This window comes from Halovulum marinum, assembly GCF_009697225.1.
GTDB classification, from domain to species: Bacteria; Pseudomonadota; Alphaproteobacteria; order Rhodobacterales; family Rhodobacteraceae; genus Halovulum; species Halovulum marinum.
The window spans coordinates 1-24332 of sequence record NZ_WIND01000005.1 but is presented as its reverse complement, the minus strand read 5'-3'; the positions used below and the strand labels follow the sequence as shown (position 1 = coordinate 24332).

Sequence of the window (24332 nt, the reverse complement as noted above, 5' to 3'; positions counted from 1 at the left end):
GCCTAGCTGCCGGCGACATTCCAGCCGCGCGCCGCGCCGCCGAACATCTCGCAGCCGTCGGCGGTCAGCGCGACGGTGTCCTCGAGCTTCACCAGCCCGCGGCGGGGATGGTTCATCGAGGTCTCGACCGACAGCACCATGCCGGCCTCGAGCGGCGCGTCGGCGTCCTCGCCGTCATACATCCGGTTCGACATCAGGAACGGCGCCTCGTGACTGACCAGCCCCATGCCATGGATCACCAGGTCGGTGCAGGCCCGGTTAGGCCCCTCGGCCAGCACCGCGTTGCCGCGCTCCAGCGCCGTGCGGCCGGCGGCACCGGCGCGCAGCTGCGCGAACGCCGCCTGCTGCGTCGCGTCGACCTCGGCCAGCAGGTCCTGCAACTCGGCGTCGGGCGGGCCCAGCACCGCCATGCGGCACAGATCGCCGATGTAGCCGTCGAGGTTGCCGCCCGAATCGATCGACAGCACCTCGCCCGGCTGCCAGCGCTGGTCCGACGGCGCGCGGTTGCGGTCGGCGCCCATCGCCACCAGGCAGTAGTCGAAGTGCAGGCCGCGGCGGGTCTCCTCCTGGCGCATGCGCTCGACGATCTCGGCCTTGCCGGTGCCCGGCCCGGCGCCGGCGACGGTGGCCTGCATCGCCTCGACGATGCGCTCGGACGCCTGCCTCAGCCGGTCCAGCTCGTCCGGGCGCTTGACCGCGCGCAGCCGCTCCAGCACCCCGGTGGCGTCGCCGAAGCGCGCCTCGGGCAGGCCGTCGCGCAGCACCGCCATCGCATCGACGGTCAGGAACGCGGGCTCGATGCCGATGTGCGCGCGGTCCCGGCCGGTGGCCTTCAGATGCTCGACCGCGCAGCGCGCGGCGTCGCGCGTGCCGAAGCTGACGGTGTGCACATGCGGCATCCAGAACGGGCGCAGGGCGTGGTCCCAGGCCTCCATCGCGCTGCCGACATAGGCGGCCTCGTCGAGGCGCTCGCGGGCATAGACCACCAGCGGCAGGTAGCGGCTGTGGCCCAGCGCCTGCATCGACTGGAAGAAGAAGAACGCGTGCCCGCCCAGCAGGTAGCGGGTGTTGTGGCCCGAGTTGACCAACAGAACGTCCAGCCCGCGGTCCGCCATCAGCCGGTCGGCCAGCGCGGTATCGAACGGGGCGCGCGGATCCGCGGCGCCGGTGTCGGGTGTCATCGTCGGGTCCTTCCTGGGGGGCCGGTGGCATGCGCCACGGCGGACTGTAGCACGCCGCCGGGGTCCTGTCGCGCCGGCGGGATCCCGTCGCGCACGCGGCCGGCAACGAAAAAGGGGGGCCGGAGCCCCCCTTTCCCAGGTCTTTCGCCAGGCGGCGGCGATTACATCATGCCGCCCATGCCGCCCATGTCGGGCATGCCGGCGCCGCCGCCCTGGCCTTTCGGCTCGGGCTTGTCGGCAACCATGGCTTCGGTGGTGATCAGCAGACCGGCGACCGAGGCCGCGTCTTCCAGCGCGGTGCGCACGACCTTGGCCGGGTCGATCACGCCGAACTTGAACATGTCGCCGTACTCTTCGGTCTGGGCGTTGAAGCCGAAGGCCAGGTCGTCCGACTCGCGGATCTTGCCGGCAACCACGGCGCCGTCGACGCCGGCGTTCTCGGCGATCTGGCGCAACGGGGCTTCCAGCGCGCGGCGCACGATGGCGATACCCGCGTTCTGGTCGCTGTTGACGCCTTGCACACCGGCCAGGGCCTTGGCGGCCTGCACCAGCGCGACGCCGCCGCCGACCACGATGCCTTCCTGAACGGCGGCACGGGTGGCGTTCAGCGCGTCATCGACGCGGTCCTTGCGCTCTTTCACCTCGATCTCGGTCGCACCGCCGACGCGGATGACGGCGACGCCGCCAGCCAGCTTGGCCAGACGCTCCTGCAGCTTCTCGCGGTCGTAGTCCGAGGTGGTTTCCTCGATCTGCGCGCGGATCTGGGCGACGCGGGCGTTGATCTCGGCCTTCTCGCCGGCACCGTCGACGATGGTGGTCTCGTCCTTGGTGATCGACACCTTCTTGGCCGAGCCGAGCATGTCCATGGTGACATTCTCGAGCTTCATGCCCAGGTCTTCCGAGATCACCTGGCCGCCGGTCAGGATCGCGATGTCCTGCAGCATCGCCTTGCGGCGGTCGCCGAAGCCCGGCGCCTTGACGGCGGCGATCTTCAGGCCACCGCGCAGCTTGTTGACCACCAGGGTCGCCAGCGCCTCGCCGTCCACGTCCTCGGCGATGATCAGCAGCGGCTTGCCCGACTGGATCACCTGCTCGAGCAGCGGAACCATCGGCTGCAGCGACGAGAGCTTCTTCTCGTGCAGCAGGATGATGGCGTCGTCCAGCTCGGTGGTCATCTTGTCGGCGTTGGTGATGAAGTACGGCGACAGGTAACCGCGGTCGAACTGCATGCCCTCGACCACGTCGGTCTCGGTCTCGAGGCCCTTGTTCTCCTCGACGGTGATCACACCCTCGTTGCCGACCTTCTGCATCGCGTCGGCGATTTGGCGGCCGATTTCGGCTTCGCCGTTGGCCGAGATGGTGCCGACCTGGGCGACCTCGTCCGAGCCGGACACGTCGCGGGCGGCCGACTTGATGTGCTCGACGGCCTTGGAGACGGCCATGTCGATGCCGCGCTTGACGTCCATCGGGTTCATGCCGGCGGCGACCGACTTCATGCCCTCGCGGACGATGGCGTGGGCCAGCACGGTGGCGGTGGTGGTGCCGTCACCGGCGGTGTCGTTGGTGCGCGAAGCGACTTCGCGGACCATCTGCGCGCCCATGTTCTCGAACTTGTCCTCCAGTTCGATTTCCTTGGCGACGGTGACGCCGTCCTTGGTGATGCGCGGGGCACCGAACGACTTGTCGATGACGACATTGCGGCCTTTCGGGCCGAGGGTCACGCGGACGGCGTTGGCGAGGGTGTCGACACCCTTCATCATCTTGTCGCGCGCGATCGTGTTGAATTTCACGTCCTTAGCGGCCATGTGCGTAGTCTCCGTTTGTCAGGAAGCGATGGGATCAGGCAGCGGCGGAGGCGGCGGTGTCACCCAGCACGCCCAGGATGTCGCTCTCTTTCATGATCAGCAGGTCTTCGCCGTCGAGCTTGATCTCGGTGCCCGACCACTTGCCGAACAGGATCCGGTCGCCGGCCTTGACGTCCATCGGAATGCGCTCGCCATCCTCGTCGCGGGCGCCGGCGCCAACGGCGATGATCTCGCCTTCGGCCGGCTTTTCCTTGGCGGTGTCGGGGATGATCAGGCCGCCGGCGGTCTTGTCGTCGCCCTCGATGCGGCGGACGAGCACGCGGTCATGCAGAGGTGTGAAGTTCATGGAGAGTGCTCCTCTCAAGCAGTCCAAAACCCGGGTGGCATCCCAGTCCTTAGCACTCGCCACCCTTGAGTGCTAACAGCGCCGAAATAAGGATCGCGGGATTGTGTGTCAAGAGGATCACGCGCCGCTTCACGCAATGCCGTGCGCGTGGCGGCGAAGCCGGCGCCGCACTAGGTAACAGGGACCTAGAGAACCTGCCCCCGGGGGACAACCCATGCGACGCCGTTTTCTTCCGGCCCTGGCCGCACTGCTGCTGGCGCCCGCCATCGCCGCCGCCGACGCCGACGCCGAGGCCGCCTGCGCGGGGCGCGACCTCTCCGCCGGCTGGGCGCCGGAGTTCGCCGCCGCGATCGCCGCCGAGGCCGGCGCCACCGCGCACGGCGAGGGCCGGTTCTGGGAGGTCACCCGCGACGGCGCCAGCTCGGTGCTGTTCGGCACCATCCACCTGGCCGACGACGCCGTGGCGACGCCGCCGGCGGCGCTGGCCGACCGGGTCGCCGCGGCCGAGGAACTGCTGATCGAGGTCACCCTGGCCGAGGAGCAGCGGATGCTGCGCTCGATCCTGATGGACCCGGGGCGGATCCTGGCCGAAGGCGGGCGGCTTCTGAGCGACCACCTGCCCGCGGCCGAGTTCGACGAGATTGTCGCGCTGCTGGCCGATTACGGCCTGACCCGCGAGCTGGCCGAACGGATGGCGCCCTGGTACCTGCTGGTCACGCTGTCGAACCCGGCCTGCATCGTCGCCGAGATGGCCGCTGGCGGGCTGATCCTGGACCGCCGCATCGAGGCGCTGGCCGAATCGCACGGCGTGCCGGTCAACGGGCTGGAAAGCTTCGAGGACGTGTTCGACCTGTTCGCCGTGCTGCCCTACGACGACCAGGTCGAGATGCTGCGCGCCTCGCTGCCGACCTTCGCGCTGGCCGAGGACTACCTGGAGACGACGCGGCAAATGTATCTGCGCGGCGAAATCGCGGCGATCCGCGCCTTTGCTCATGCCGCTTTGCGCCGCGAGCTGGGACCGGAGCGCGCCGACGCGATGGCGGCGGCGCTGTTCGGGCGGCTGCTGGACACCCGCAACCGGCGCTGGATCGAGACGCTGGAGCCGAAGCTGGCCGCCGGCGGGCGCGTGGTCGCGGTCGGCGCGCTGCACCTGGGCGGCGACACCGGGCTGCTGCGGCTGCTGGAGCGGCGCGGCTATCGGATCCGCCGGCTGGACTGAGCCGCGCCCCGCCGGCTCGGTTGCGGGCGGCGGGCTTTGCCACTATCCCTTGGGCCGTGCGCATCTCCCGCGAAGGCTCTTTCCCCATGACCCAGATCGTCTCCTCGCTCGAGGACATCTCCCACCGGTACGACGTGCTCTACTGCGACCTGTGGGGCTGCCTGCACGACGGCACGCGGGTGTTCCCCGAGGCGGCGGCGGCGCTGCAGCGGTTCCGCGCCGGCGGCGGCTCGGTGATCCTGGTGACCAATTCGCCGCGGCCGCGGCGCACGGTGAAGACGCAGATCGCCGGGCTGGGCGCGCCGGCGGACAGCTACGACGACATCGCCTCGTCCGGCGACGCGGCGCAGCAGGCGATGGCGGCGGGACTGTTCGGACGGAAGGTGTTCCATATCGGCCCCGAGCGCGACCTGCCGTTCTTCGAGCACGAGGACGGCAGCCCGATCGACGTCGAGCGGGTGCCGCTGGAGCAGGCCGAGGGGGTGATCTGCACCGGCCTGCGCGACGACCGGACCGAGACCCCGGGGGACTACAAGCTGACGCTGATGCGGGCCAAGGCGCGCGGGCTGAAGCTGCTGTGCGCCAACCCCGACGTGGTGGTCGACATCGGCGACCAGCGGATCTGGTGCGCCGGCGCGCTGGCGGCGCTGTACACCGAACTGGGCGGCGAGTCGCACTATTTCGGCAAGCCGCACGCGCCGATCTACGCGCTGGCGCGGCGGCGCGCCGAGCGGATCCGCGGCGCCGAGGTGCGCGACGCCGACATCCTGTGCATCGGCGACGGCATCGACACCGACATCCGCGGCGGCGTCGGCGAGGGGCTGGACACGCTGTTCATCGCCGGCGGGCTGGCGGCGCGCGAGACCGGCATGCGCAAGGGCGAGCCCGACCCAGAGGCGCTGATCGGCTTTCTCGAGGACGCCAGGCTGAGCCCGACGGCGGCGATCGGCATGCTGCGCTGAGCATGGCGCCGGCGCTGCGCTCGTTCCGGACGCTGGTCCCGGCGCTGTGCCTGGTGCAGCTGGGTTTCGCCACCGTGTTCGCCGACCATTTCCTGCTCGAGCGCACGATGATCGGCGGCAACGCCGAGCTGTACGCGTTCCTGCGCGAGCGGCTGGCGGTGTTCGACCTGCCGCCCGATTTCTACGACGCGCAGTACCAGAACGCCGCCTACGACGACGCCGTCGACTACCTGGTCGGCATCGCCGGCGCGGAAACCCGCGAGCCGTTCCGGTTCCGGGTGCTCTACATCTGGCTGGTGCAGGGGCTGACCGCACTTCTGTCGGACTGCGAGACCATCCGCAGCGGCTGCGGCCTGCAGGCCGCCGCGTTCGCCGCCAAGCTGGTCAACTGGGGCGCGATCCTGGCGACCTTCGCGGTGCTGGTCGCCGCCGCGCCGCGCGTGCGGCGCGACAGCCCGGTGACGCTGGCGCTGGCGGCGGTCGGGACGTTCAGCTTCGGCACGCTGATGACCGCGCCGTTCGTGATGGCCGACATCCTGAGCGGCCTGGTGTTCGCGCTGGCGGCGCTGTTCTACCTGCAGCACCGGTTCCTGGCGCTGGTGGCGACGGTGTGCGCCGGCATCCTGGTCAAGGAGATCTCGATCGTGCTGGGTGTGCTGATCGCGGCCGAACTGCTGCGCGCCGACCGCCGCCCGCTGGCGCTGATCCTGGCCGGCGGCGCGCTACCGCTGGCCCTGTTCGTCGCCGTGCGCGTGGCGTTGGGCGGCGATCCGCTGTCGCTGAACTACGGCTGGGACGTCAGCCGCGGCGAGTTCGAGATCCGCTATTTCTTCATGCACGCGAAGGGCCTGTTCGTGCCGTTCCTGACCAAGGTGCTGTTCGGCGTCGGGGTGCCGCTGCTGCTGCTGCTGGCGGCGCTGCGCAACGACGCCGCCCGCCCCGCGCTGCTGCCCTTCGCCGGCGTGTGCGCGGCGCTGCTGGTGGCGAACCTCTTTCTGGCCTCGATGGTGGTGCGGGTGACCGCGCCGCTGGCGCCGCTGCTTGCCGCGGCGCTGATCGCGCACGCCGGGCTGCTCTACGAACGGCAACCGCGCCGCGCAATCTGATTGCGCAATACGCTGCACTTACGAAATAATGTTACCGAAATATTCTTGCGCGGCACTGCAGGATTTGCTACCAAGGATGCACGGACCCGGTCCGAGGAGGGCGCGATGCTGGACAGGCCGCATGACAACCTGCCGCGCGGAACCATCTGCATCGAGGATTTGGAGATCGGGCTGGCCCGCTCGGTCTCCAAGACCGTCACCGACCAGGACATCGCGCTGTTCGCGCAGGTCTCGACCGACCACAACCCGGTGCACCTGGACGAGGCCTATGCCCGCGACACGATCTTCGCCGGCCGGGTCGCGCACGGCATGCTGACCGCCAGCCTGATCTCGGCGGTGATCGGCGAGCAGCTTCCAGGGCACGGCAGCGTCTATCTGAAACAGGACCTGAAATTCCTCGCACCGGTGCGTCCCGGCGACCGGGTGACGGCCAGCGTCACCGTCGCCGCGATCGACCATTCGCGCCGCCGGGTCACGCTTGATTGTCTGTGCCGCGTGGGCGATACCGAGGTCCTGAAGGGCGAGGCGCTGGTGCTCGCGCCCAGCCGCAAGTTCGACTGAGGGGCCAGCCGCGCCGGCCCCGCCCAAGGGGGCCATGAGACGCCATTCCCGCTATCTCGATCTCGATCCGCAGGACCGGGGCGCCAGCGTCGCCATCGGCAATTTCGACGGCGTCCACCTGGGCCACCAGGCGGTGATCGACCGCGCCCGCGCCGCCGCCGCGCGGCTGGACGTGCCGCTGGGCGTGGTCACCTTCGAGCCGCATCCGCGCAGCCATTTTGCCCCCGACGCGCCGCCGTTCCGGCTGATGAACGCCGAGACCCGCGCCCACCGGCTGGACAAGCTGGGCGTCGACCAGCTTTACGAGCTGCCGTTCGACGCCGGCATGGCCGCGCTGACCGCCGAGCGCTTCGTGCGCGAGGTGCTGGTCGGCGGGCTGGGCGTGGCGCATGTCGTGGTCGGCGCCGACTTCCGCTTCGGCAACCGGCGCGCCGGCGACGTGACGCTGCTGCAGCGCCTGGGCGCGGACCTGGGGTTCGGCGTCGAGATCGCGCCGCTGCTGGGCCAGGACGACACCGACTTTTCCTCTACCGCGATCCGCAAGGCGCTGAGCGACGGCGATCCGGGCCGCGCGGCGAAGATGCTGGGCCACTGGCACCGCATCGACGGCACCGTGATCCGCGGCGACCGGCGCGGGCGCGAGCTGGGCTTTCCCACCGCCAACCTGTCGATGGCCGGGCTGCACCTGCCGCGGTTCGGCGTTTACGCGGTGCTGTTCGACGTGCTGACCGGGCCGCACGCCGGCAGCTATCGCGGCGCGGCCTCGCTGGGGGTGCGGCCGACCTTCGGCGTCAACGCGCCGAACCTGGAAACCCATGTGCTGGACTTCGAGGGCGATCTCTACGGCGCCGAGGTCTCGGTCGCGCTGGTCGAGTTCATCCGCCCCGAGGCGGCGTTCGACGGGGTCGCGGCGCTGGTCGCGCAGATGCACGACGACGTGGCCAGGATCCGCCGGGTGCTGGCCGAAACCGCCTGAGGCCCCCTTTCCCTTCCCCCGTTTGCGGAGTATCTGCGCCTCATGAGCGATGATCCCGCAAAACGCCCCGGCGGCGGCGCTTCCAAGCCGCGCACCGGCCGGCGTGCCCCCGAAGCGCGCGCCGACGCGCCCGACCCGATCGCGCCCGATCCGGTCGAGCGCGACCCGATCGCGCGCGACGGCGTCCGCGAGGGGTTCTGGCGCCGCTTCCCCCTGGAGCAGCTGACCCCGCGCGAGTGGGAGGCGCTGTGCGACGGCTGCGGCAAGTGCTGCCTGCGCAAGATCGAGTTCGAGGACACCGGCGAGGTCGAGTACACCAACGTCGCCTGCAAGCTGCTGGACTGCCAGAGCTGCCGCTGCACCGACTACGCCAACCGCAAGAAGATCGTGCCCGACTGCGTGGTGATCACCCCCGAGACGCTGGAGCGGATCCTGTACTGGATGCCCTCGACCTGCGCCTACCGGCTGCTCGCCGAGGGCCGGCCGCTGGAGCCGTGGCACCCGCTGGTCTCGGGGCGCGCCGAAAGCGTGCGCGAGGCAGGGATCTCGCTGGCCGGGCACATGGTCTCGGAAGAGCGGGTCGACGACGACGACCTGGAGGATTACATCGTGGAAGGGCTTCAGTGATGCATTTCGAATCCGACAATTCCGGTCCCGCCCACCCGTCGGTGCTGGAGGCGCTGGCGCAGGCCAACCGCGGCTACGCCGGCTCCTACGGCGGCGACGATCTGACCGGGCGGGTCCGCGACCGCATCCGCGAGATCTTCGAGGCGCCCGAGGCGGCGGTCTACCTGGTGGCCACCGGCACCGCGGCTAACGCGCTGGGGCTGGCGACGATCTGCGAGCCGTACCAGACCGTGCTGTGCCACCCGATCGCCCACATCGAGGAGGACGAGTGCGGCGCCCCGGAGTTCTTCACCGGCGGCGCCAAGCTGACCCACGTGCCGGGCGAGAACGGCAAGATCGCTGGGCGCGCGCTGGCGCAGGCGATCGCCGGCTGCCGGCAGGGCTTCGTGCACGCGGTGCAGCGCGGGCCGCTGTCGATCAGCCAGGCGACCGAGACCGGCACCGTCTATGCGCTGGGCGAGCTCTACGCGCTGACCGGGCAGGCCAGGGACGCCGGCATGAAGGTGCATATGGACGGCGCGCGCTTCGCCAACGCGCTGGCCTCGCTGGGCTGCACCCCGGCCGAGATGAGCTGGAAGGCCGGCGTCGACGTGCTGTCCTTCGGCGGCACCAAGAACGGGCTGCTGGCGGCCGAGGCGGTGGTGATCTTCGATCCCGGCCTGGCTTGGGAATTCGAGCTGCGCCGCAAGCGCGCCGGGCACCTGTTCTCGAAGTACCGGGTGCTGTCGGCGCAGTTCGACGCCTATCTGGCCGGCGATCTGTGGCTGAAGCTGGCCGCCGACGCCAACACCTGCGCCGGCGCGCTGGCCGAGGGGCTGGCGCAGGTGGACGGCACCCGGCTGGTCTACCCGCCCGACGCCAACATGGTGTTCTTCGAGGCCCATGCCGACCGGCACCGCGCGCTGCGCGCCGCCGGCGCACGCTATCACCTGTGGCCCGCCGGCGCCGCGCTGGAGGGCGCCGGCGACGCGCCGGTCGCCGCCCGCCTGGTCTGCGGCTGGTCGACCGGCGCGGCCGAGGTCGACGGCTTCCTGACGGCGCTGCGGGCCGCCTGACGGCTCAGCCCCCGGCCAGCTTGCGGTCCAGGTATTCCAGCCGGTCCTGGCCCCAGAACAGCTCGTGATCGCAGTAGTAGGTCGGCGCCCCGAACACGCCGATGTCCAGCGCGTCCTGGGTGTTCTTCTCGTAGATCTCGACCGCGCTCAGCATGTCGCGATCGGCGATGCCGGCGTCGAAGCCGGCGGCCTCGAGGCATTCGCGGACGATGTGATCCTCGGCGATGTCCTTCTCCTCGACCCAGCAGGCGCGCAGGAAGTTCTGCGCCAGCTTGCCGACGTCGCCCCTGCCGCTGTCCCGCGCCACCATCTGCGCCGAGATGATCGCGGTGCAGGCGGGCACCGGGTTGGTCGGAAAGTGCCGGGGCTGGATGTTCACCGGCAGCCCGTGGGTCGCGGCGATGCGGCGGATCTCGGTCATCCGGTAGCTCTTGCGCGCCTCGTGGCGCTGCGGCAGCGCCGGGGTGCCGTGCGCCTCGAACACCTTGGGCAGCGCGAACGGCTTGTACTCGATGTCGACGCCGTGCCGGGCGGCGATCTCCTCCAGCCGGCTGCCGGCGAGATAGGTGAACGGCGAAAGCGGGAACAGGTAGTAGTCGATGCGTGCCATGCGGGGCCTCCGGTGCGATCTGGCTCGGCCCGCATCATGGTTTGCCGGCGAGACTTTGCAAGGGCCGGCTGGGGTGCTAATGGGGCGGCGACCGTCCCCCCGCCGTCACGAGGCCCCGATGACAAAGACCCAGCCCAAGCTGATCGCCGGCAATTCCAACCGCCCGCTGGCCGAGGCGATCGCCCGCCGCATGACCTTTCACCGCGGCGAGCCGGTGCGGCTGATCAAGACCCGCGTCGAGCGCTTCAACGACGCCGAGATCTTCGTCGAGGTCTACGACAACGTCCGCAGCGAGGACATGTTCATCATCCAGTCGACGTCGAACCCGGCGAACGACAACCTGATGGAGCTGCTGATCATGTCCGACGCGCTGCGGCGCTCGTCGGCGAACCGGATCACCGCGGTGATCCCCTATTTCGGCTACGCCCGGCAGGACCGCCGCACCAAGGCCCGCACCCCGATCAGCGCCAAGCTGGTCGCCAACCTGCTGACCGAGGCCGGGATCGAGCGGGTGCTGACCATGGACCTGCACGCCGCGCAGATCCAGGGCTTCTTCGACATCCCGGTGGACAACCTCTATGCCGCGCCGGTGTTCGCGCTGGACATCCGCCACCACTTCCGGGAGCTGGACAAGATCACCGTGGTCTCGCCCGACGTCGGCGGCGTGGCCCGCGCGCGCGAGCTGGCCGAGCGCATCGGCGCCGACCTGGCGATCGTCGACAAGCGCCGCTCGGCGCCCGGCGAGGTCGCCTCGATGACGGTGATCGGCGAGGTCAGGGGCCGCAACTGCATCATCGTCGACGACATCTGCGACACCGCCGGCACGCTTTGCAAGGCGGCCGACCTGCTGAAGGACGAGGGCGCGGCCGAGGTGCACGCCTACATCAGCCACGGCGTGCTGAGCGGCCCGGCGGTCGAGCGCATCGCCAATTCGGTGATGAAGTCGCTGGTGATCACCGACAGCATCGAGCCCACCGCGCAGGTGCGCGCCGCCGCCAACATCCGCATCATCCCGACCGCGCCGATCTTCGCGCAGGCGATCCAGAACATCGCCAACGGCACCTCGGTCTCGTCGCTGTTCGACGTCGAGACCATCGCGCCGATCTACGAGGTGGCTTACCCGGCCGCCTGATCCGAAGGCGGCCCGCCGGGCTCGCCGTCCTCTCCGGGGGCCGGACCGGCGCCGGCGCGACCCGCCCGCGCCTGCCGCTTCTTCAGCGCCCGCAGATCCTCGCGCAGGCGGTCGATCTCGACCGACTGCCGGTTCAGGGTCAGCGCGATCGTGTCCAGCGCCTCGTCCGAGAAGATCGCGTTGCGGTCGGCGACGTGCTCGGGCAGCCGCGGCTCGGCGAGGGTGAAGCCGAATTCGCGCTCCAGCCAGGCCAGCTCGCGGTCGATCTTCGGCTTCAGCGCCCGCAGCGCCTCGGCCGGCAGGGTGAACTTGCCGCCGCCCAGCTCGAAGAGGTATTCGCGCGGCCCCGTCGGCAGGCGCTCGCGCAGCAGGGCGCCGTTCAGCGCGTCCGCGATCAGCGTCGCCGCCGCGCTGAGGCCGGGGTTGGCGATGTGCGGCTCGATCGACGCGAACGCCTCGGGCACGCCGATCGCGTGGCAGATGTCGGCGACCGGGCTGCGTTCCGGCATCCGCGCCACGTCGAACGCGCGCAGCACGATGGCGTCCTTGCCAAACCGGTCGATCCACGGCGTCAGCGCCCGCTCGTAGGATTCGACGTAATTGGCAAGCCGCACGTCCAGCCGCGCCGCGCCGGTCTTGACGTTCTGCGCCAGCAGCGACGGGATCCGCGACCACGGGTGGCGGACGTAGAACACCACCCGCACCTGCCGGGCCACCGAGCGCAGCAGCGCCGTCAGCCGGTCCATCTCGGTGCCGCTCAACCCCATCATGTGTTCGGTGCTGATCAGCCCCGCCGGGGTCTGCGCGTCCGCCGCCCCGTCGCGCAGCGCCGCCACCGCGCGCGCCGCGAACCGGGCGATCTGCGGTTCCGCCATGCCGCGCCGGCGCACCTGCGCGACCCTGGCCGGATCGTCGGCGACATGCGCCAGCAGACCGCCGGGGCGGCGGACGTAGTGCATGCCGAAGCGGCGCAGCGCCTCGGAGTTGCGGAAGAACGTGCCCTGGATCGACGAGGTGCCGGTCTTGCCCGAGCCGATGTGGCAGTAGAGAACGTCAAACATCGGCAGCCCGCCTCGTATCCGGGGTCTCGTTCGCGGCGCCGGCCGGCGCCAGCGCGGCGATCTCGCGGCGCAGGCGCGCGATTTCCTGCGCCTGCCGGTGCAGCGCCAGCGCCAGCGACTCGAGCACCGCGTCCGAGAAGATCGCGTTGCGGTCGTCGACGTGCTCTCTCAAGGGCGGCTCGTCCAGCACCAGCCCGAACTCGCGCTCCAGAAAGGCCAGCTCGCGGTCGATCTGCGGCTTCAGCGACCGGATCACCTCGGGCGGGACGGTGAACTTCGGCCCGGTGATGCCGTTCAGGTAGTCGCGCGGGCCGCGGCCGTCGGAATAGACCGGATAGTGCCGGTACAGCCGGTCGGCGATCAGCACCGCCGCGGCCGAGATGCCCTCGTTGGCCTGTGCGATCTCCAGCTCGGCGAACGCCTCCGGCGCGCCGATCGCGGCGCAGAAATCGGCGATCGGGCTGCCCTGCGGCATCTTGTGCGGCTCGAACGGGCGCACGTCGATCCGGGCCTTGCCGAAGACCTCGATCCAGTGCCGCAGCTGGCCGCTGTACGGCTCGATGAACTTGGCGATGCCGGTGTCCAGCCCGCAGTGCCCCGACTTGACCCGCTGGGCAAAGGCCGAGGCGATCTTGGAATGCGGATGGCGCGCGTAGTAGAGCACGCGGACCTCGCGCGCCAGCGGCGCCAGCAGGGCCTGCACCGCCGCGACCTCGTCGCGGTCGAACGGCAGCATGTGCTCGCTGCTCAGCACGGCGGTGCGCAGCGCCGGCTTGCCGGCCGCCGCGCGCAGCGCCTCGAGTTCGCGGTCGCGCAGCGTTCCGATGGCGTCGTCGGTCATCCGGGCGGCGCGGATCGGCGCCAGCCGCTGCGGCTGCTTGCACACCGCGCTGAGCGCGCCCATCGGCCGCGGCACATAGTAGATCCCGTGACGTTCCAGCGTCTCGAGGTTGCGGGTGAAAGTGCCCTGGATCGACGACGTCGCCGTCTTTCCGGATCCGGTATGGACATACACGCGGTCAAACATTGTGCGGTCCGATCCCTCGTTCCGCCGCGACAACGCCGGTCCGGCCGACGGTCCGCCGACGGCCCGCGATCAGCCGATTCGACGGATCAGTTCAGCGATGTCGTTCACGCGCTGGCGCGCGGCGATCTTGTCCGGCGCGCTGTCGACCGCCTCTTCGGCATCCTTGCGAAGCGCCTCGAGCATCTCGCGCGAGGCTTCGGCCTGCGGCACCGCGTGCTCGGCCAGGATCGAGGTGCCGGATTCGGAGATCTCGGCAAAGCCGCCGGTGACGACATATGCATCGCCCGACACGGTCACGATCCCGGGGCGCAGCGTGGTCACGGTGGGGGCGTGATGGTCCATCACGGTCATCTCGCCCTCGGTGCCGGGGATCTGGACGCGGTCCGCCTCGGTCGAGACCAGCTGGCGTTCCGGGGTGACGATGTCGACGCGCATTTGGGATCCCTCGGTTCTGGTTGGGCGATGCTCGCCCGCGGTGTTTAGTGCCCCCGCAACCGGGCTTCAAGCAGTTCCTGTGTCGCACCGCCGCGCGTTGCGGATTTGTTAAGCTTTCCGGGGCCAATCTGGCGCGGAAAACGGGACCGCAGGCAAGGGACAGGTGGTTTGGGAATCGCGGGCAATCTGGGATTGGCGGGCAGGCAGGAGCCGTGCGACCTGACGGGGCGCACCTTCCTGCTGGGCGTCGGCGCGCAGAAGACCGGCACCTCGTGGCTGTACCGCTACCTGGCGGAGCATCCCGAAGCGTTCATGCCGATGATCAAGGAGCTGCACGTCTTCGACGCGCATTTCCGGCCGGACTGGTTCGGGCGCTACGACCGCTCGTTCCCGCGCCGGCTGGTGCAGGCGCTGGACCGGCAGCGCGCGCGCGGGCAGGCGCAGCTGACCGGGCGGGCGCTGCAGCTGCTCGACCGGGCACTGATCGGCGAGGACATCCGCCGCTATCCCGACCTGTTCCGCGCCCTGCCCGGCCCGGCGCGGCTGACCGGCGACATCACTCCGTCCTATGCCGTGCTGGACGCCGGGCATTTCAGGCAGATCCGGCAGCTTCTGACCGACGCCGGGCTGAAGCCGCGGGTCGTGTTCCTGATGCGCGACCCGGTGGAGCGGGTCTGGTCGGCGACCCGGATGTGGGGCCGCAAGCACGGCATCGACGATGCCGAGCAGCTGCGCGCCGCGGCGCTGGCACAGCTCGACCGCCCGGAAGAGCTTGCCCGCAGCCGCTATGACCACACCGTCGCCGCGCTCGAGGCCGCCTTCCCCGCCGAGGAGCTGTTCTTCGGCTTCTACGAGACGTTGTTCTGCGATCCCAGCGTCCGCGCGCTGTGCGCCCACCTCGGCATCCGTTATCTGCCCGGCGACTACGGCCGCACGATCAACGCCTCGCCGCGGCCGGCCGAACTGCTGCCGGCGCAGGCGCAGCTGATCCGCCGCGCGCTGGCGCCGGTCTACGAGTTCTGCGAAACGCGCTTCGGCCACGACCTGCCGGCGACCTGGCGCACGCGCTCGGCCCGCGCTGCCTGAGCGGCGCGCGCCGCCCCCGGCGCCGGACCGGCGTGATCGACCGGATGACAACCTGAGCGCCCGCGGACGGCGCCGCACCGGGTTTGCCATCGAAAGGCGCCCGGACCCCGCGCCGGCCCGGCGGCGATGAAAAAGGCCCGCCGGATCGCTCCGGCGGGCCCTTGACGATATCGGAACTGTCGGTCCGGGCGCGCCGTCAGGCGGCTTCGGCGGCCAGCTTCTCGGCCTTGGCGACGACATCCTCGATGCCGCCGACCATGTAGAAGGCGGCTTCCGGCAGGTGGTCGTACTCGCCGGCGACCACCGCCTTGAACGACTTGATCGTGTCCTCCAGCGGCACCTGCACGCCGGGCGAGCCGGTGAACACCTCGGCGACGTCGAACGGCTGGCTGAGGAAGCGCTGGATCTTGCGCGCGCGGGCCACGGTCAGCTTGTCCTCCTCGCTGAGCTCGTCCATGCCGAGAATGGCGATGATGTCCTGCAGCGACTTGTAGCGCTGCAGCGTGCCCTGCACGTCGCGCGCCACCTGGTAGTGTTCCTCGCCGACGACCGCCGGGTCGAGGATCCGGCTGGTCGAGTCCAGCGGGTCCACCGCCGGGTAGATGCCCAGCTCGGAGATCGCACGCGACAGCACGGTGGTGGCGTCGAGGTGCGCGAACGAGGTCGCCGGCGCCGGGTCGGTCAGATCGTCCGCGGGCACGTAGATCGCCTGCACCGAGGTGATCGAGCCGCGCTTGGTCGAGGTGATCCGCTCCTGCATCTGGCCCATGTCGGTGGCCAGCGTCGGCTGGTAGCCCACCGCCGAGGGAATGCGGCCCAGCAGCGCCGACACTTCCGAGCCGGCCTGGGTGAAGCGGAAGATGTTGTCGACGAAGAACAGCACGTCGGTGCCGGACTGGTCGCGGAACTGCTCGGCCATGGTCAGGCCGGTCAGCGCGACGCGGGCGCGGGCCCCCGGCGGCTCGTTCATCTGGCCGTAGACCAGCGCCACCTTCGACTTGGTCAGGTCGTCGGCGTTGATCACGCCGGACTCGATGAATTCGTAGTAGAGGTCGTTGCCCTCGCGGGTGCGCTCGCCGACGCCGGCGAACACCGAGTAGCCCGCGTGCACCTTGGCGATGTTGTTGATCAGTTCCTGGATCAGCACCGTCTTGCCGACGCCGGCACCGCCGAACAGGCCGATCTTGCCGCCCTTCGAATACGGCGCCAGCAGGTCGATGACCTTGATGCCGGTGACCAGGATGTCGGTCGAGGTCGACTGCTCGGCGAACGCCGGTGCCTCGGCGTGGATCGGGCGTCTTTCCGAGCTTTCGACCGGACCCTTCTCGTCCACCGGCTCGCCGACGACGTTCAGGATGCGGCCCAGCGTGCCGTCGCCCACGGGCACGGTGATCGGGCCGTCGGTGTCGACGACGCGGCCGCCGCGCACCAGGCCTTCGGTCGAGTCCATGGCGATGCAGCGTACGGTCGCTTCGCCCAGGTGCTGCGCCACTTCCAGGATCAGCCGGTTGCCGTTGTTGTCGGTTTCCAGCGCGTTCAGGATCTCGGGCAGGTTGTCGTCGAACTGGACGTCGACAACCGCGCCGATCACCTGTGTGATTTTGCCTTCAGCATTTGCCATTATGAGTGTCTCCGTCCCTTAGAGCGCCTCGGCGCCCGAGATGATCTCGATGAGTTCGTTGGTGATCGCCGCCTGACGCGAACGGTTGTACTGGATCGTCAGCCTGTCGATCATGTCACCCGCGTTGCGCGTGGCGTTGTCCATTGCGCTCATCCGTGCGCCCTGCTCGGACGCGGCGTTCTCGAGCAGTGCGGTGAAGATCTGCGTCGCGATCGAGCGCGGCAGCAGGTCGGCGAGGATCGCCTCCTCGTCCGGCTCGTAGTCGTACAGCGTGCCCTGCGACGCCGCCTCGCCTTCCGGCTCGTCGAAGGTCGCCGGGATCAGCTGGGTGGCGGTGGGGATCTGCGAGATCACCGACTGGAAGGTGTTGTAGTAGATCTTGCAGACGTCGAACTCGCCGGCCGCGAACCTGGCCAGCACGTCCTGCGCGATCTCGTGCGCGTTGCCGTAGCCGACGTTCTTGACCTCGGACAGGTCGACATGGCCGATCAGGTGGTCGCCCATGTCGCGGCGCAGCTGTTCGCGGCCCTTCTTGCCGACGGTCAGGATCTTCACCGTCTTGCCATCGGCCAACAGCTTGTTGGCCTCATAGCGCGCCAGCCGCACGATCGACGAGTTGAAGCCGCCGCACAGGCCGCGCTCGGCGGTGGCGACGATCAGCAGATAGGTCTGCTCCCGACCGGTGCCGGTCAGCAGCTTGGGTGCGGTGGGGCTGTTCTTGGCGCCCCGTGCGAGGTTCGACAGCACCGCGTTCATCCGCTCGGCATAGGGCCGGGCGGCCTGCGCAGACTCCTCGGCGCGGCGCAGCTTGGCGGCGGCCACCATCTGCATCGCCTTGGTGATCTTGCGCGTCGACTTGACGCTGTCGATCCGGATTTTCAGGTCCTTGAGGCTTGGCATCGGCCAGTCTCTCCTTCCGAGGGGTCAGTCAGCGCGGATCAGGCGAAATCTTTCGCGAAATCGTCGATCGCCGACCTGATCGCCTCTTCCAGATCCCCCGCGACCTTGCGGTCGTTGTTGGTGATGTCCGCCAGCAGGTCCTGGTTGTTGGCCCGGACGTGGGTCAGCAGGCCGCGCTCGAACCGCTGCACGTCGCGCACCGCGATCTTGTCCAGATAGCCGTGCGTGCCGGCGTAGATCACCATCACCTGCTCGGCGTTGGTCAGCGGCGAGTACTGCGGCTGCTTCAGCAGCTCGGTCAGGCGCGCGCCGCGGTTCAGCAGGCGCTGGGTGGCGGCGTCGAGGTCCGAGCCGAACTGGGCGAAGGCGGCCATCTCGCGGTACTGGGCCAGTTCCAGCTTGATCGAGCCGGCGACCGACTTCATCGCCTTGGTCTGCGCGGCCGAGCCGACGCGCGACACCGACAGGCCGGTGTTCACCGCGGGGCGGATGCCCTGGTAGAACAGCTCGGTCTCCAGGAAGATCTGGCCGTCGGTGATCGAGATCACGTTGGTCGGAATGAACGCCGACACGTCGCCGGCCTGGGTCTCGATGATCGGCAGCGCGGTCAGCGAACCGGCGCCGAAATCCTCGTTCAGCTTGGCCGACCGCTCCAGCAGGCGCGAGTGCAGATAGAACACGTCGCCGGGATAGGCTTCACGGCCCGGCGGGCGGCGCAGCAGCAGCGACATCTGGCGATAGGCCACGGCCTGCTTCGACAGGTCGTCGTAGATCGCCAACGCATGCATGCCGTTGTCGCGGAAGTATTCCGCCATCGCGGTCGCCGAGTACGGCGCCAGGTACTGCATCGGCGCCGGCTCGGAGGCGGTCGCGGCGACCACGATCGAGTAGGCCATCGCGCCGGTCTCTTCCAGCTTCTTCACCAGCTGGGCGACGGTCGAGCGCTTCTGGCCGACGACGACGTAGACGCAGTACAGCTTCTTGCTTTCGTCGTCGGTGTCGTTGACCGACTTCTGGTTCAGCACGGTGTCCAGCGCCACCGCCGACTTGCCGGTCTGGCGGTCGCCGATGATCAGCTCGCGCTGGCCGCGGCCGATCGGGATCAGCGCGTCGATCGCCTTCAGGCCCGTGGCCATCGGCTCGTGCACCGACTTGCGCGGGATGATGCCCGGCGCCTTGACGTCGGCGACGCGGCGCTCGGTCGTCTCGATCGCGCCCTTGCCGTCGATCGGGTTGCCCAGCGCGTCGACGACGCGGCCCAGCAGCGCCTTGCCCACCGGCACGTCGACGATCGAGTTGGTGCGCTTGACGGTGTCGCCCTCGCCGATGTCGCGGTCCGAGCCGAAGATCACGATGCCGACGTTGTCGACCTCGAGGTTCAGCGCCATGCCGCGGATGCCGCCGGGGAATTCGACCATCTCGCCGGCCTGGACGTTGTCGAGGCCGTGCACGCGCGCGATGCCGTCGCCGACGGACAGCACGCGTCCGACCTCGGCGACCTCGGCGTCCTGGCCGAAGTTCTTGATCTGCTCCTTGAGGATCGCAGAGATCTCTGCAGCTTGGATCGCCATTTATCCGACCTCTTTCATGACATTTTTCAGACTGTCGAGCTTGGCGCGGACCGAGGTGTCGATCATGCGCGAGCCCAGTTGAACCACGAGTCCGCCGATGAGGCTTTCATCGACGGTGGTGTTGATCTTGACCTCGCTGCCGGCGGCCTCGTGCAGGGCGGCGGCCAGCGCCTGCGCCTGCGCGTCGCTGAGCGGGCTGGCGGCGCGCACCTCGGCAGTGACGACGCCGCGGTGGCGCGCGATCAGCCGCTGCACGTCGCGGATCAGCGCCGGCAGCACGAACAGCCGGCGCTTGGCGGCCATCAGGCCGAGCGTGTTGGCGGTCAGCGTGGACAGGCCCATCTTGTCGGCGACCGCGGCCATGCCCCGGCCCTGCTGGTCGCGGGTGTAGACCGGCGAGCCGATCAGCTCGCGCAGATCGTCGCTTTCGGCCAGCGCCGACTGCAGCGCCTCCAGATCGCCCTCAAGGCTGTCGATCTGATCGGCCTCGCGCGCCAGTTCGAACAGCGCGGTCGCATAGCGGCCGGAAATGCCGGACGTCAGGGAACCAGAGTCGGACAAGGGCTACTCCGTTTCTTGTGGGCGACCACGGGGACAAGCAGCCCGCGCCCGCATGCAGGCGGGGTCGGTGAGAACCCCGGCGAAATCGGCGCGGTGATAGCAGAGCGTTCCCATGCTGGCAAGAATGCTTGCTGCGCCGCGCACGCGGTACGGGGCCCCGCGAAACAAGGTCGGGGGCCGCGCGGGCGTCCCGCCTGCGACGCTTTGCGCCATCGCCGGCGGGGCGCGGCGGATCACCCCGGCGATTCCGCCCGGCGCACCGGCCGCAGCTGCGCGGTGCGCCCGGTCGCCGGCTTGGGCTTGGGCTGGGTCAGTCCCTCGAGCACCTCAAGCGGTCCGGGCACGGTCAGCGGCTTGCCGCGGTTCGGCGTGGCGTAGACCTGCTTGCTGGCCTCGACAAGCAGCGTGCCGGCCAGCATCTGCGCGTCCAGCCGGCGGCCCAGCCCTTCCCAGATGCGGTCGGTGCGCAGCCAGAACCGCTTGTGGCTGGGCGGGGTGTACAGCGCCGCGGTGTGGCGCTCGGGCAGGAAGCCGTGCTTGCGCAGCAGGCTTTCCACCTGCCCGGTGCTGTACGGCCGGCCATAGCCGAACGGCGTGGTCTCGCGCCGGGCCCAGATCCCCGAGCGGTTGGGCACGATGAAGATCGCGTAGCCGCCGGGCGCCAGCACGCGGTTGACCTCCTCCATCAGCGCGTTGGCGCGCTCGCAGGTCTCCAGCCCGTGGGCGACGATCAGCCGGTCCACCATCCCCGCCGACAGCGGCCAGTTGGTCTCCTCGACCAGCACCGCGTGGTTGGCGACGCCCTGCGGCCAGGCCATCACCCCCTGCTGCCCCGGCATCAGCGAGATCACCCGCCGGCTGTCGGCCAGGAACGGGCGCAGGAACGGGTTCGCGAAGCCGAAGCCGACCACCGTCATGTGCTTGGTCTGGGGCCACAGCCGGCGCAGTTCCTCCTGCAGGACGCGCTGCGCCATCCGGCCCAGTTTGGTCCGGTAGTAAAAAGCCCTAAGGTCGACCACATCCAGGTGCATGCCGCGCCCTATTTCCGGAGGATCCGATGTCCCTCGAAACCGTAACCATCCCCTGCCGAAGTGACAACTACGCCTACCTGCTGCGCGACGGCGTCAAGGGCGAGACCGCCGTGGTCGACGTGCCCGAGGCGGCGCCGATCCTGGCGGCGCTGCGGCAGCGAGACTGGGGGCTGGACCTGATCCTGATCACCCACCACCACGCCGACCATGTCGACGGCACCGAGGAGGTGCGCAAGGCCACCGGCGCGAAGGTGCTGGGCGCGCGCGCCGACGCCCACCGGCTGCCGCCGCTGGCGCGCGCGCTGGCGCCCGGCGACCGGGTCGCGCTGGGCGGGTCCGTGGCCGAAGTGCTGGACGTCTCGGGGCACACGGTGGGGCACATCGCCTTCCACTTCGCCGCGGACGCCGCGGTGTTCACCGCCGACAGCCTGATGGCGCTGGGCTGCGGCCGGATCTTCGAGGGCACCCCCGAGATGATGTGGAAAAGCCTGTCGCGGCTGGCCGCGCTGCCGCCCGAGACGCGGGTCTACTCGGGGCACGAGTACACCCAGACCAACGCCCGCTTCGCCCTGACCGTGGAGCCCGGCAACGGCGCGCTCGAGGCCCGCGCCGCGCGCATCGACGCGCTGCGCGCCAGGGGCGAGCCCACGGTCCCGGCCAGCCTGCGCGAGGAGCTGGACACCAACCCGTTCCTGCGTGCCGCCCGCCCCGAGGTGAAGCAGGCGCTCGGCATGCCCGGCGCCACCGACGTGCAGGTGTTCGCCGAGATCCGCGCCCGCAAGGACCGGTTCTGAGCGCGCCACAGCGCGCAGCCGTGCAAGCGCGTCCGGCCCGCCGCGCCGGTGTACGCGGCCCGGTGTGTGCGTTCCGGTGTGCGCGGGGTGGAAATTCGCCGAATGGCGGTGCATCCGCGCCACAGGTGTGCCCCGGGTTCGCGGCCGCGAAGGCATGAAAACTTGCGGTACGCGGACCACAACCACTTGTACCGTGTCACGGCACGCCTACTTTATGCCACGAAGCCAGTGCAGGATACTGCTTAAACATTCGGCACCGCCGGCGCGCTTCGCAGGCTTCTGATCCAAACACGGCGCGATCACAAAATTGTCCTTGAAGCCCCGGCGACAAACCCGAAATGATAAGATCAGGCTACGGGCTGACGGGTGACTCCGAACTCCATCGGGGTCACGAGAGACAAGGAAGCAGACATGCCATCTTTCTCGAACACCCTTGAGACGGCGATCCACAACGCGCTGGGCCTCGCGAACGAGCGCCGCCACGAACTGGCGACGCTCGAGCACCTGCTGCTGGCGCTGGTGGACGAGCCCGACGCCGCGAGGGTGATGAAGGCGTGCTCGGTCGACCTGGAGGAACTGCGCCAGACGCTGACCAAGTTCCTGGACGAGGAACTGGACAGCCTGGTGTCCGACATCGACGGCTCCGAGGCGGCGCCGACCACCGGGTTCCAGCGCGTGATCCAGCGCGCCGCGATCCATGTGCAGAGCTCGGGCCGGACCGAGGTCACCGGCGCCAACGTGCTGGTCGCGATCTTCGCCGAACGCGAAAGCCACGCCGCCTATTTCCTGCAGGAGCAGGACATGACCCGCTACGACGCGGTGAACTACATCAGCCACGGCGTCGCCAAGGACCCGTCCTACGGCGAGAGCCGGCCGATCACCGGCGCCGAGGAGGCCGAGACCCAGGCCGAGACCCCGCCCCAGAAGGAGGGCGAGGAGACGGCGCTGCAGAAGTACTGCGTCGATCTGAACGCCAAGGCGCGCAAGGGCGACGTCGATCCGCTGATCGGCCGCGACCACGAGGTCGAGCGCTGCATCCAGGTGCTGTGCCGCCGGCGCAAGAACAACCCGATCCTGGTCGGCGACCCCGGCGTCGGCAAGACCGCCATCGCCGAGGGGCTGGCGCGCAAGATCGTCGACGGCGAGGTGCCCAAGGTGCTGTCCGGCACCACGATCTTCTCGCTCGACATGGGCGCGCTGCTGGCCGGTACCCGCTACCGCGGCGATTTCGAGGAGCGGCTGAAGGCGGTGATGAAGGAGCTCGAGGATCACCCCGACGCGGTGCTGTTCATCGACGAGATCCACACCGTGATCGGCGCCGGCGCGACCTCGGGCGGCGCGATGGACGCGTCGAACCTGCTCAAGCCCGCGCTGCAGGGCGGCAAGATGCGCTGCATGGGCTCGACCACCTACAAGGAGTTCCGCCAGCACTTCGAGAAGGACCGCGCGCTCAGCCGCCGGTTCCAGAAGATCGACGTGAACGAGCCGACGGTGGACGACACGATCAAGATCCTGCGCGGCCTGAAGCCCTATTTCGAGCAGCACCACGACATCCGCTACACCAACGACGCGATCAAGACCGCGGTCGACCTGTCGGCGCGCTACATCCACGACCGCAAGCTGCCCGACAAGGCGATCGACGTGATCGACGAGGCCGGCGCGGCGCAGATGCTGGTGCCCGACAGCAAGCGCCGGCGCACCATCGGCGCCAAGGACATCGAGGCGGTGGTCGCCAAGATCGCCCGGATCCCGGCGAAGAACGTCTCGAAGGACGACGCCGCCGTGCTGAAGGACCTGGAGACCAACCTCAAGCGCGTGGTGTTCGGCCAGGACGCGGCGATCGAGGCGCTGTCATCGGCGATCAAGCTGTCGCGCGCCGGGCTGCGCGAGCCGGAAAAGCCGATCGGCAACTACCTGTTCGCCGGCCCCACCGGCGTCGGCAAGACCGAGGTCGCCAAGCAGCTGGCCGCGGTGATGGGGATCGAGTTCACCCGCTTCGACATGTCCGAGTACATGGAGAAGCACTCGGTCAGCCGCCTGATCGGCGCGCCGCCGGGCTATGTCGGCTTCGACCAGGGCGGTCTGCTGACCGACACGGTGGATCAGAACCCGCACTGCGTGCTGCTGCTCGACGAGATCGAGAAGGCGCACCCGGACGTCTACAACATCCTGTTGCAGGTGATGGACCACGGCAAGCTGACCGACCACAACGGCCGCACCACCGACTTCCGCAACGTGGTGCTGATCATGACCTCGAACGCCGGCGCGGCCGAGCTGGCGAAAGAGGCGATCGGCTTCGGTCGCGACACCCGCCAGGGCGAGGACATGGCCGAGATCGAGCGCCAGTTCAGCCCCGAGTTCCGCAACCGGCTGGACGCGGTCATCAGCTTCGGCGCGCTGCCGAAGGCGGTGATCCTGCAGGTGGTCGAGAAGTTCGTGCTGCAGCTCGAGGCGCAGCTGATGGACCGCAACGTCGCCATCGAGCTGACCCCGGCCGCCGCCGAGTGGCTGGCCGAGCGCGGCTACGACGAGAAGATGGGCGCCCGCCCGCTGGCCCGCGTGATCCAGGAGCACATCAAGAAGCCCCTGGCCGAGGAGCTGCTGTTCGGCCGGCTGGCCAAGGGCGGCACCGTCCGCGTCGCGGTCGATACCGAGGCGGACGCGC

Annotated in this window: 23 protein-coding genes; 11 read left to right on the top strand and 12 right to left on the bottom strand. The window is 69.7% G+C overall.

Annotated elements, in window-relative coordinates; all coding sequences use genetic code 11:
- Positions 1-2: 2 nt before the first annotated feature.
- From GE300_RS08605 to GE300_RS08595, 3 genes are all read right to left on the bottom strand, one after another.
- Positions 3-1181 (bottom strand): M24 family metallopeptidase, encoded by a 1179-nt coding sequence (locus GE300_RS08605; protein WP_154446160.1) that lies wholly within the window; start codon positions 1179-1181, stop codon positions 3-5.
- A gap of 161 nt (positions 1182-1342) precedes the next feature.
- Positions 1343-2986 carry a chaperonin GroEL gene (groL, locus tag GE300_RS08600; RefSeq protein WP_154446159.1) on the bottom strand — a complete coding sequence of 548 codons (1644 nt, stop codon included), beginning with the start codon at positions 2984-2986 and terminating at the stop codon, positions 1343-1345.
- Between the two features lie 34 nt (positions 2987-3020).
- Positions 3021-3332, bottom strand: coding sequence for a co-chaperone GroES (locus GE300_RS08595; RefSeq protein WP_154446158.1), 312 nt, complete (start codon positions 3330-3332; stop codon positions 3021-3023).
- Positions 3333-3546: 214 nt separating this feature from the next.
- On the opposite strand from GE300_RS08595, the gene GE300_RS08590 reads away from it, so the two are divergent.
- From GE300_RS08590 to GE300_RS08560, 7 genes are all read left to right on the top strand, one after another.
- On the top strand, positions 3547-4551 hold the full coding sequence (locus GE300_RS08590) for a TraB/GumN family protein (protein ID WP_154446157.1): 1005 nt from the start codon (positions 3547-3549) through the stop codon (positions 4549-4551).
- Between the two features lie 86 nt (positions 4552-4637).
- Positions 4638-5513: a TIGR01459 family HAD-type hydrolase gene (locus GE300_RS08585; RefSeq protein WP_154446156.1), complete on the top strand. Its 876-nt coding sequence runs from the start codon at positions 4638-4640 to the stop codon at positions 5511-5513.
- Positions 5514-5515: 2 nt separating this feature from the next.
- The gene (locus GE300_RS08580; RefSeq protein WP_154446155.1) at positions 5516-6619 is read left to right on the top strand and encodes a glycosyltransferase family protein; all 1104 of its coding nucleotides are present in this window, start codon (positions 5516-5518) and stop codon (positions 6617-6619) included.
- A gap of 105 nt (positions 6620-6724) precedes the next feature.
- Complete coding sequence (locus GE300_RS08575) at positions 6725-7180, top strand: MaoC family dehydratase (RefSeq protein ID WP_154446154.1); 456 nt, start codon at positions 6725-6727, stop codon at positions 7178-7180.
- A 34-nt stretch (positions 7181-7214) separates the two neighbouring features.
- Positions 7215-8156, top strand: a complete 942-nt coding sequence (locus GE300_RS08570; RefSeq protein WP_154446153.1) for a bifunctional riboflavin kinase/FAD synthetase — start codon at positions 7215-7217, stop codon at positions 8154-8156.
- Positions 8157-8324: 168 nt separating this feature from the next.
- A complete protein-coding gene (locus GE300_RS08565; RefSeq protein WP_325063180.1) occupies positions 8325-8783 on the top strand; it encodes a YcgN family cysteine cluster protein in 459 nt (152 codons plus the stop codon).
- Positions 8783-9838: a threonine aldolase family protein gene (locus GE300_RS08560; protein WP_154446151.1), complete on the top strand. Its 1056-nt coding sequence runs from the start codon at positions 8783-8785 to the stop codon at positions 9836-9838. The genes GE300_RS08565 and GE300_RS08560 overlap by 1 nt, the downstream gene beginning before the upstream one ends.
- A 4-nt stretch (positions 9839-9842) precedes the next feature.
- On the opposite strand, the gene GE300_RS08555 is transcribed toward GE300_RS08560, so the two are convergent.
- A complete protein-coding gene (locus GE300_RS08555; protein ID WP_154446150.1) occupies positions 9843-10448 on the bottom strand; it encodes a 2-hydroxychromene-2-carboxylate isomerase in 606 nt (201 codons plus the stop codon).
- A 118-nt stretch (positions 10449-10566) separates the two neighbouring features.
- Here GE300_RS08555 and GE300_RS08550 point away from each other — a divergent pair, with 118 nt between their 5' ends.
- Positions 10567-11580 carry a ribose-phosphate pyrophosphokinase gene (locus tag GE300_RS08550; RefSeq protein WP_154446149.1) on the top strand — a complete coding sequence of 338 codons (1014 nt, stop codon included), beginning with the start codon at positions 10567-10569 and terminating at the stop codon, positions 11578-11580.
- Here the strand turns inward: GE300_RS08550 and GE300_RS08545 are convergent.
- From GE300_RS08545 to atpC, 3 genes are all read right to left on the bottom strand, one after another.
- Positions 11565-12641, bottom strand: a complete 1077-nt coding sequence (locus tag GE300_RS08545) for a hypothetical protein (RefSeq protein WP_154446148.1) — start codon at positions 12639-12641, stop codon at positions 11565-11567. The genes GE300_RS08550 and GE300_RS08545 overlap by 16 nt on opposite strands.
- Positions 12634-13668, bottom strand: a complete 1035-nt coding sequence (locus GE300_RS08540; protein ID WP_154446147.1) for a hypothetical protein — start codon at positions 13666-13668, stop codon at positions 12634-12636. The genes GE300_RS08545 and GE300_RS08540 overlap by 8 nt, the downstream gene beginning before the upstream one ends.
- Before the next feature lie 69 nt (positions 13669-13737).
- Positions 13738-14103, bottom strand: a complete 366-nt coding sequence (gene atpC / locus GE300_RS08535) for an ATP synthase F1 subunit epsilon (protein ID WP_154446146.1) — start codon at positions 14101-14103, stop codon at positions 13738-13740.
- Positions 14104-14295: 192 nt separating this feature from the next.
- Here atpC and GE300_RS08530 point away from each other — a divergent pair, with 192 nt between their 5' ends.
- Positions 14296-15189, top strand: coding sequence for a sulfotransferase family protein (locus tag GE300_RS08530; protein WP_233416891.1), 894 nt, complete (start codon positions 14296-14298; stop codon positions 15187-15189).
- Between the two features lie 196 nt (positions 15190-15385).
- On the opposite strand, the gene atpD is transcribed toward GE300_RS08530, so the two are convergent.
- The 5 genes from atpD to GE300_RS08505 all read right to left on the bottom strand — a co-directional run bounded on the left by atpD (position 15386) and on the right by GE300_RS08505 (position 20873).
- Entirely contained in the window at positions 15386-16810 is a 1425-nt protein-coding gene (gene atpD, locus GE300_RS08525; RefSeq protein WP_154446144.1) for a F0F1 ATP synthase subunit beta, read from the bottom strand.
- Between the two features lie 18 nt (positions 16811-16828).
- Positions 16829-17710 (bottom strand): F0F1 ATP synthase subunit gamma, encoded by an 882-nt coding sequence (locus tag GE300_RS08520; RefSeq protein WP_154446143.1) that lies wholly within the window; start codon positions 17708-17710, stop codon positions 16829-16831.
- Positions 17711-17748: 38 nt separating this feature from the next.
- Entirely contained in the window at positions 17749-19281 is a 1533-nt protein-coding gene (gene atpA / locus GE300_RS08515) for a F0F1 ATP synthase subunit alpha (RefSeq protein ID WP_154446142.1), read from the bottom strand.
- A complete protein-coding gene (locus tag GE300_RS08510) occupies positions 19282-19842 on the bottom strand; it encodes a F0F1 ATP synthase subunit delta (protein WP_154446141.1) in 561 nt (186 codons plus the stop codon). It abuts the gene before it with no gap.
- Positions 19843-20075: 233 nt separating this feature from the next.
- Positions 20076-20873, bottom strand: coding sequence for a methyltransferase domain-containing protein (locus tag GE300_RS08505; RefSeq protein WP_154446140.1), 798 nt, complete (start codon positions 20871-20873; stop codon positions 20076-20078).
- A 26-nt stretch (positions 20874-20899) separates the two neighbouring features.
- Between GE300_RS08505 and gloB the strand changes: the two genes are divergently transcribed.
- Together gloB and clpA are read left to right on the top strand one after the other, a co-directional pair.
- Positions 20900-21667: a hydroxyacylglutathione hydrolase gene (gene gloB, locus GE300_RS08500; protein ID WP_154446139.1), complete on the top strand. Its 768-nt coding sequence runs from the start codon at positions 20900-20902 to the stop codon at positions 21665-21667.
- Between the two features lie 411 nt (positions 21668-22078).
- A partial coding sequence (clpA, locus tag GE300_RS08495; protein ID WP_154446138.1) for an ATP-dependent Clp protease ATP-binding subunit ClpA occupies positions 22079-24332 on the top strand: 2254 nt, incomplete at its 3' end.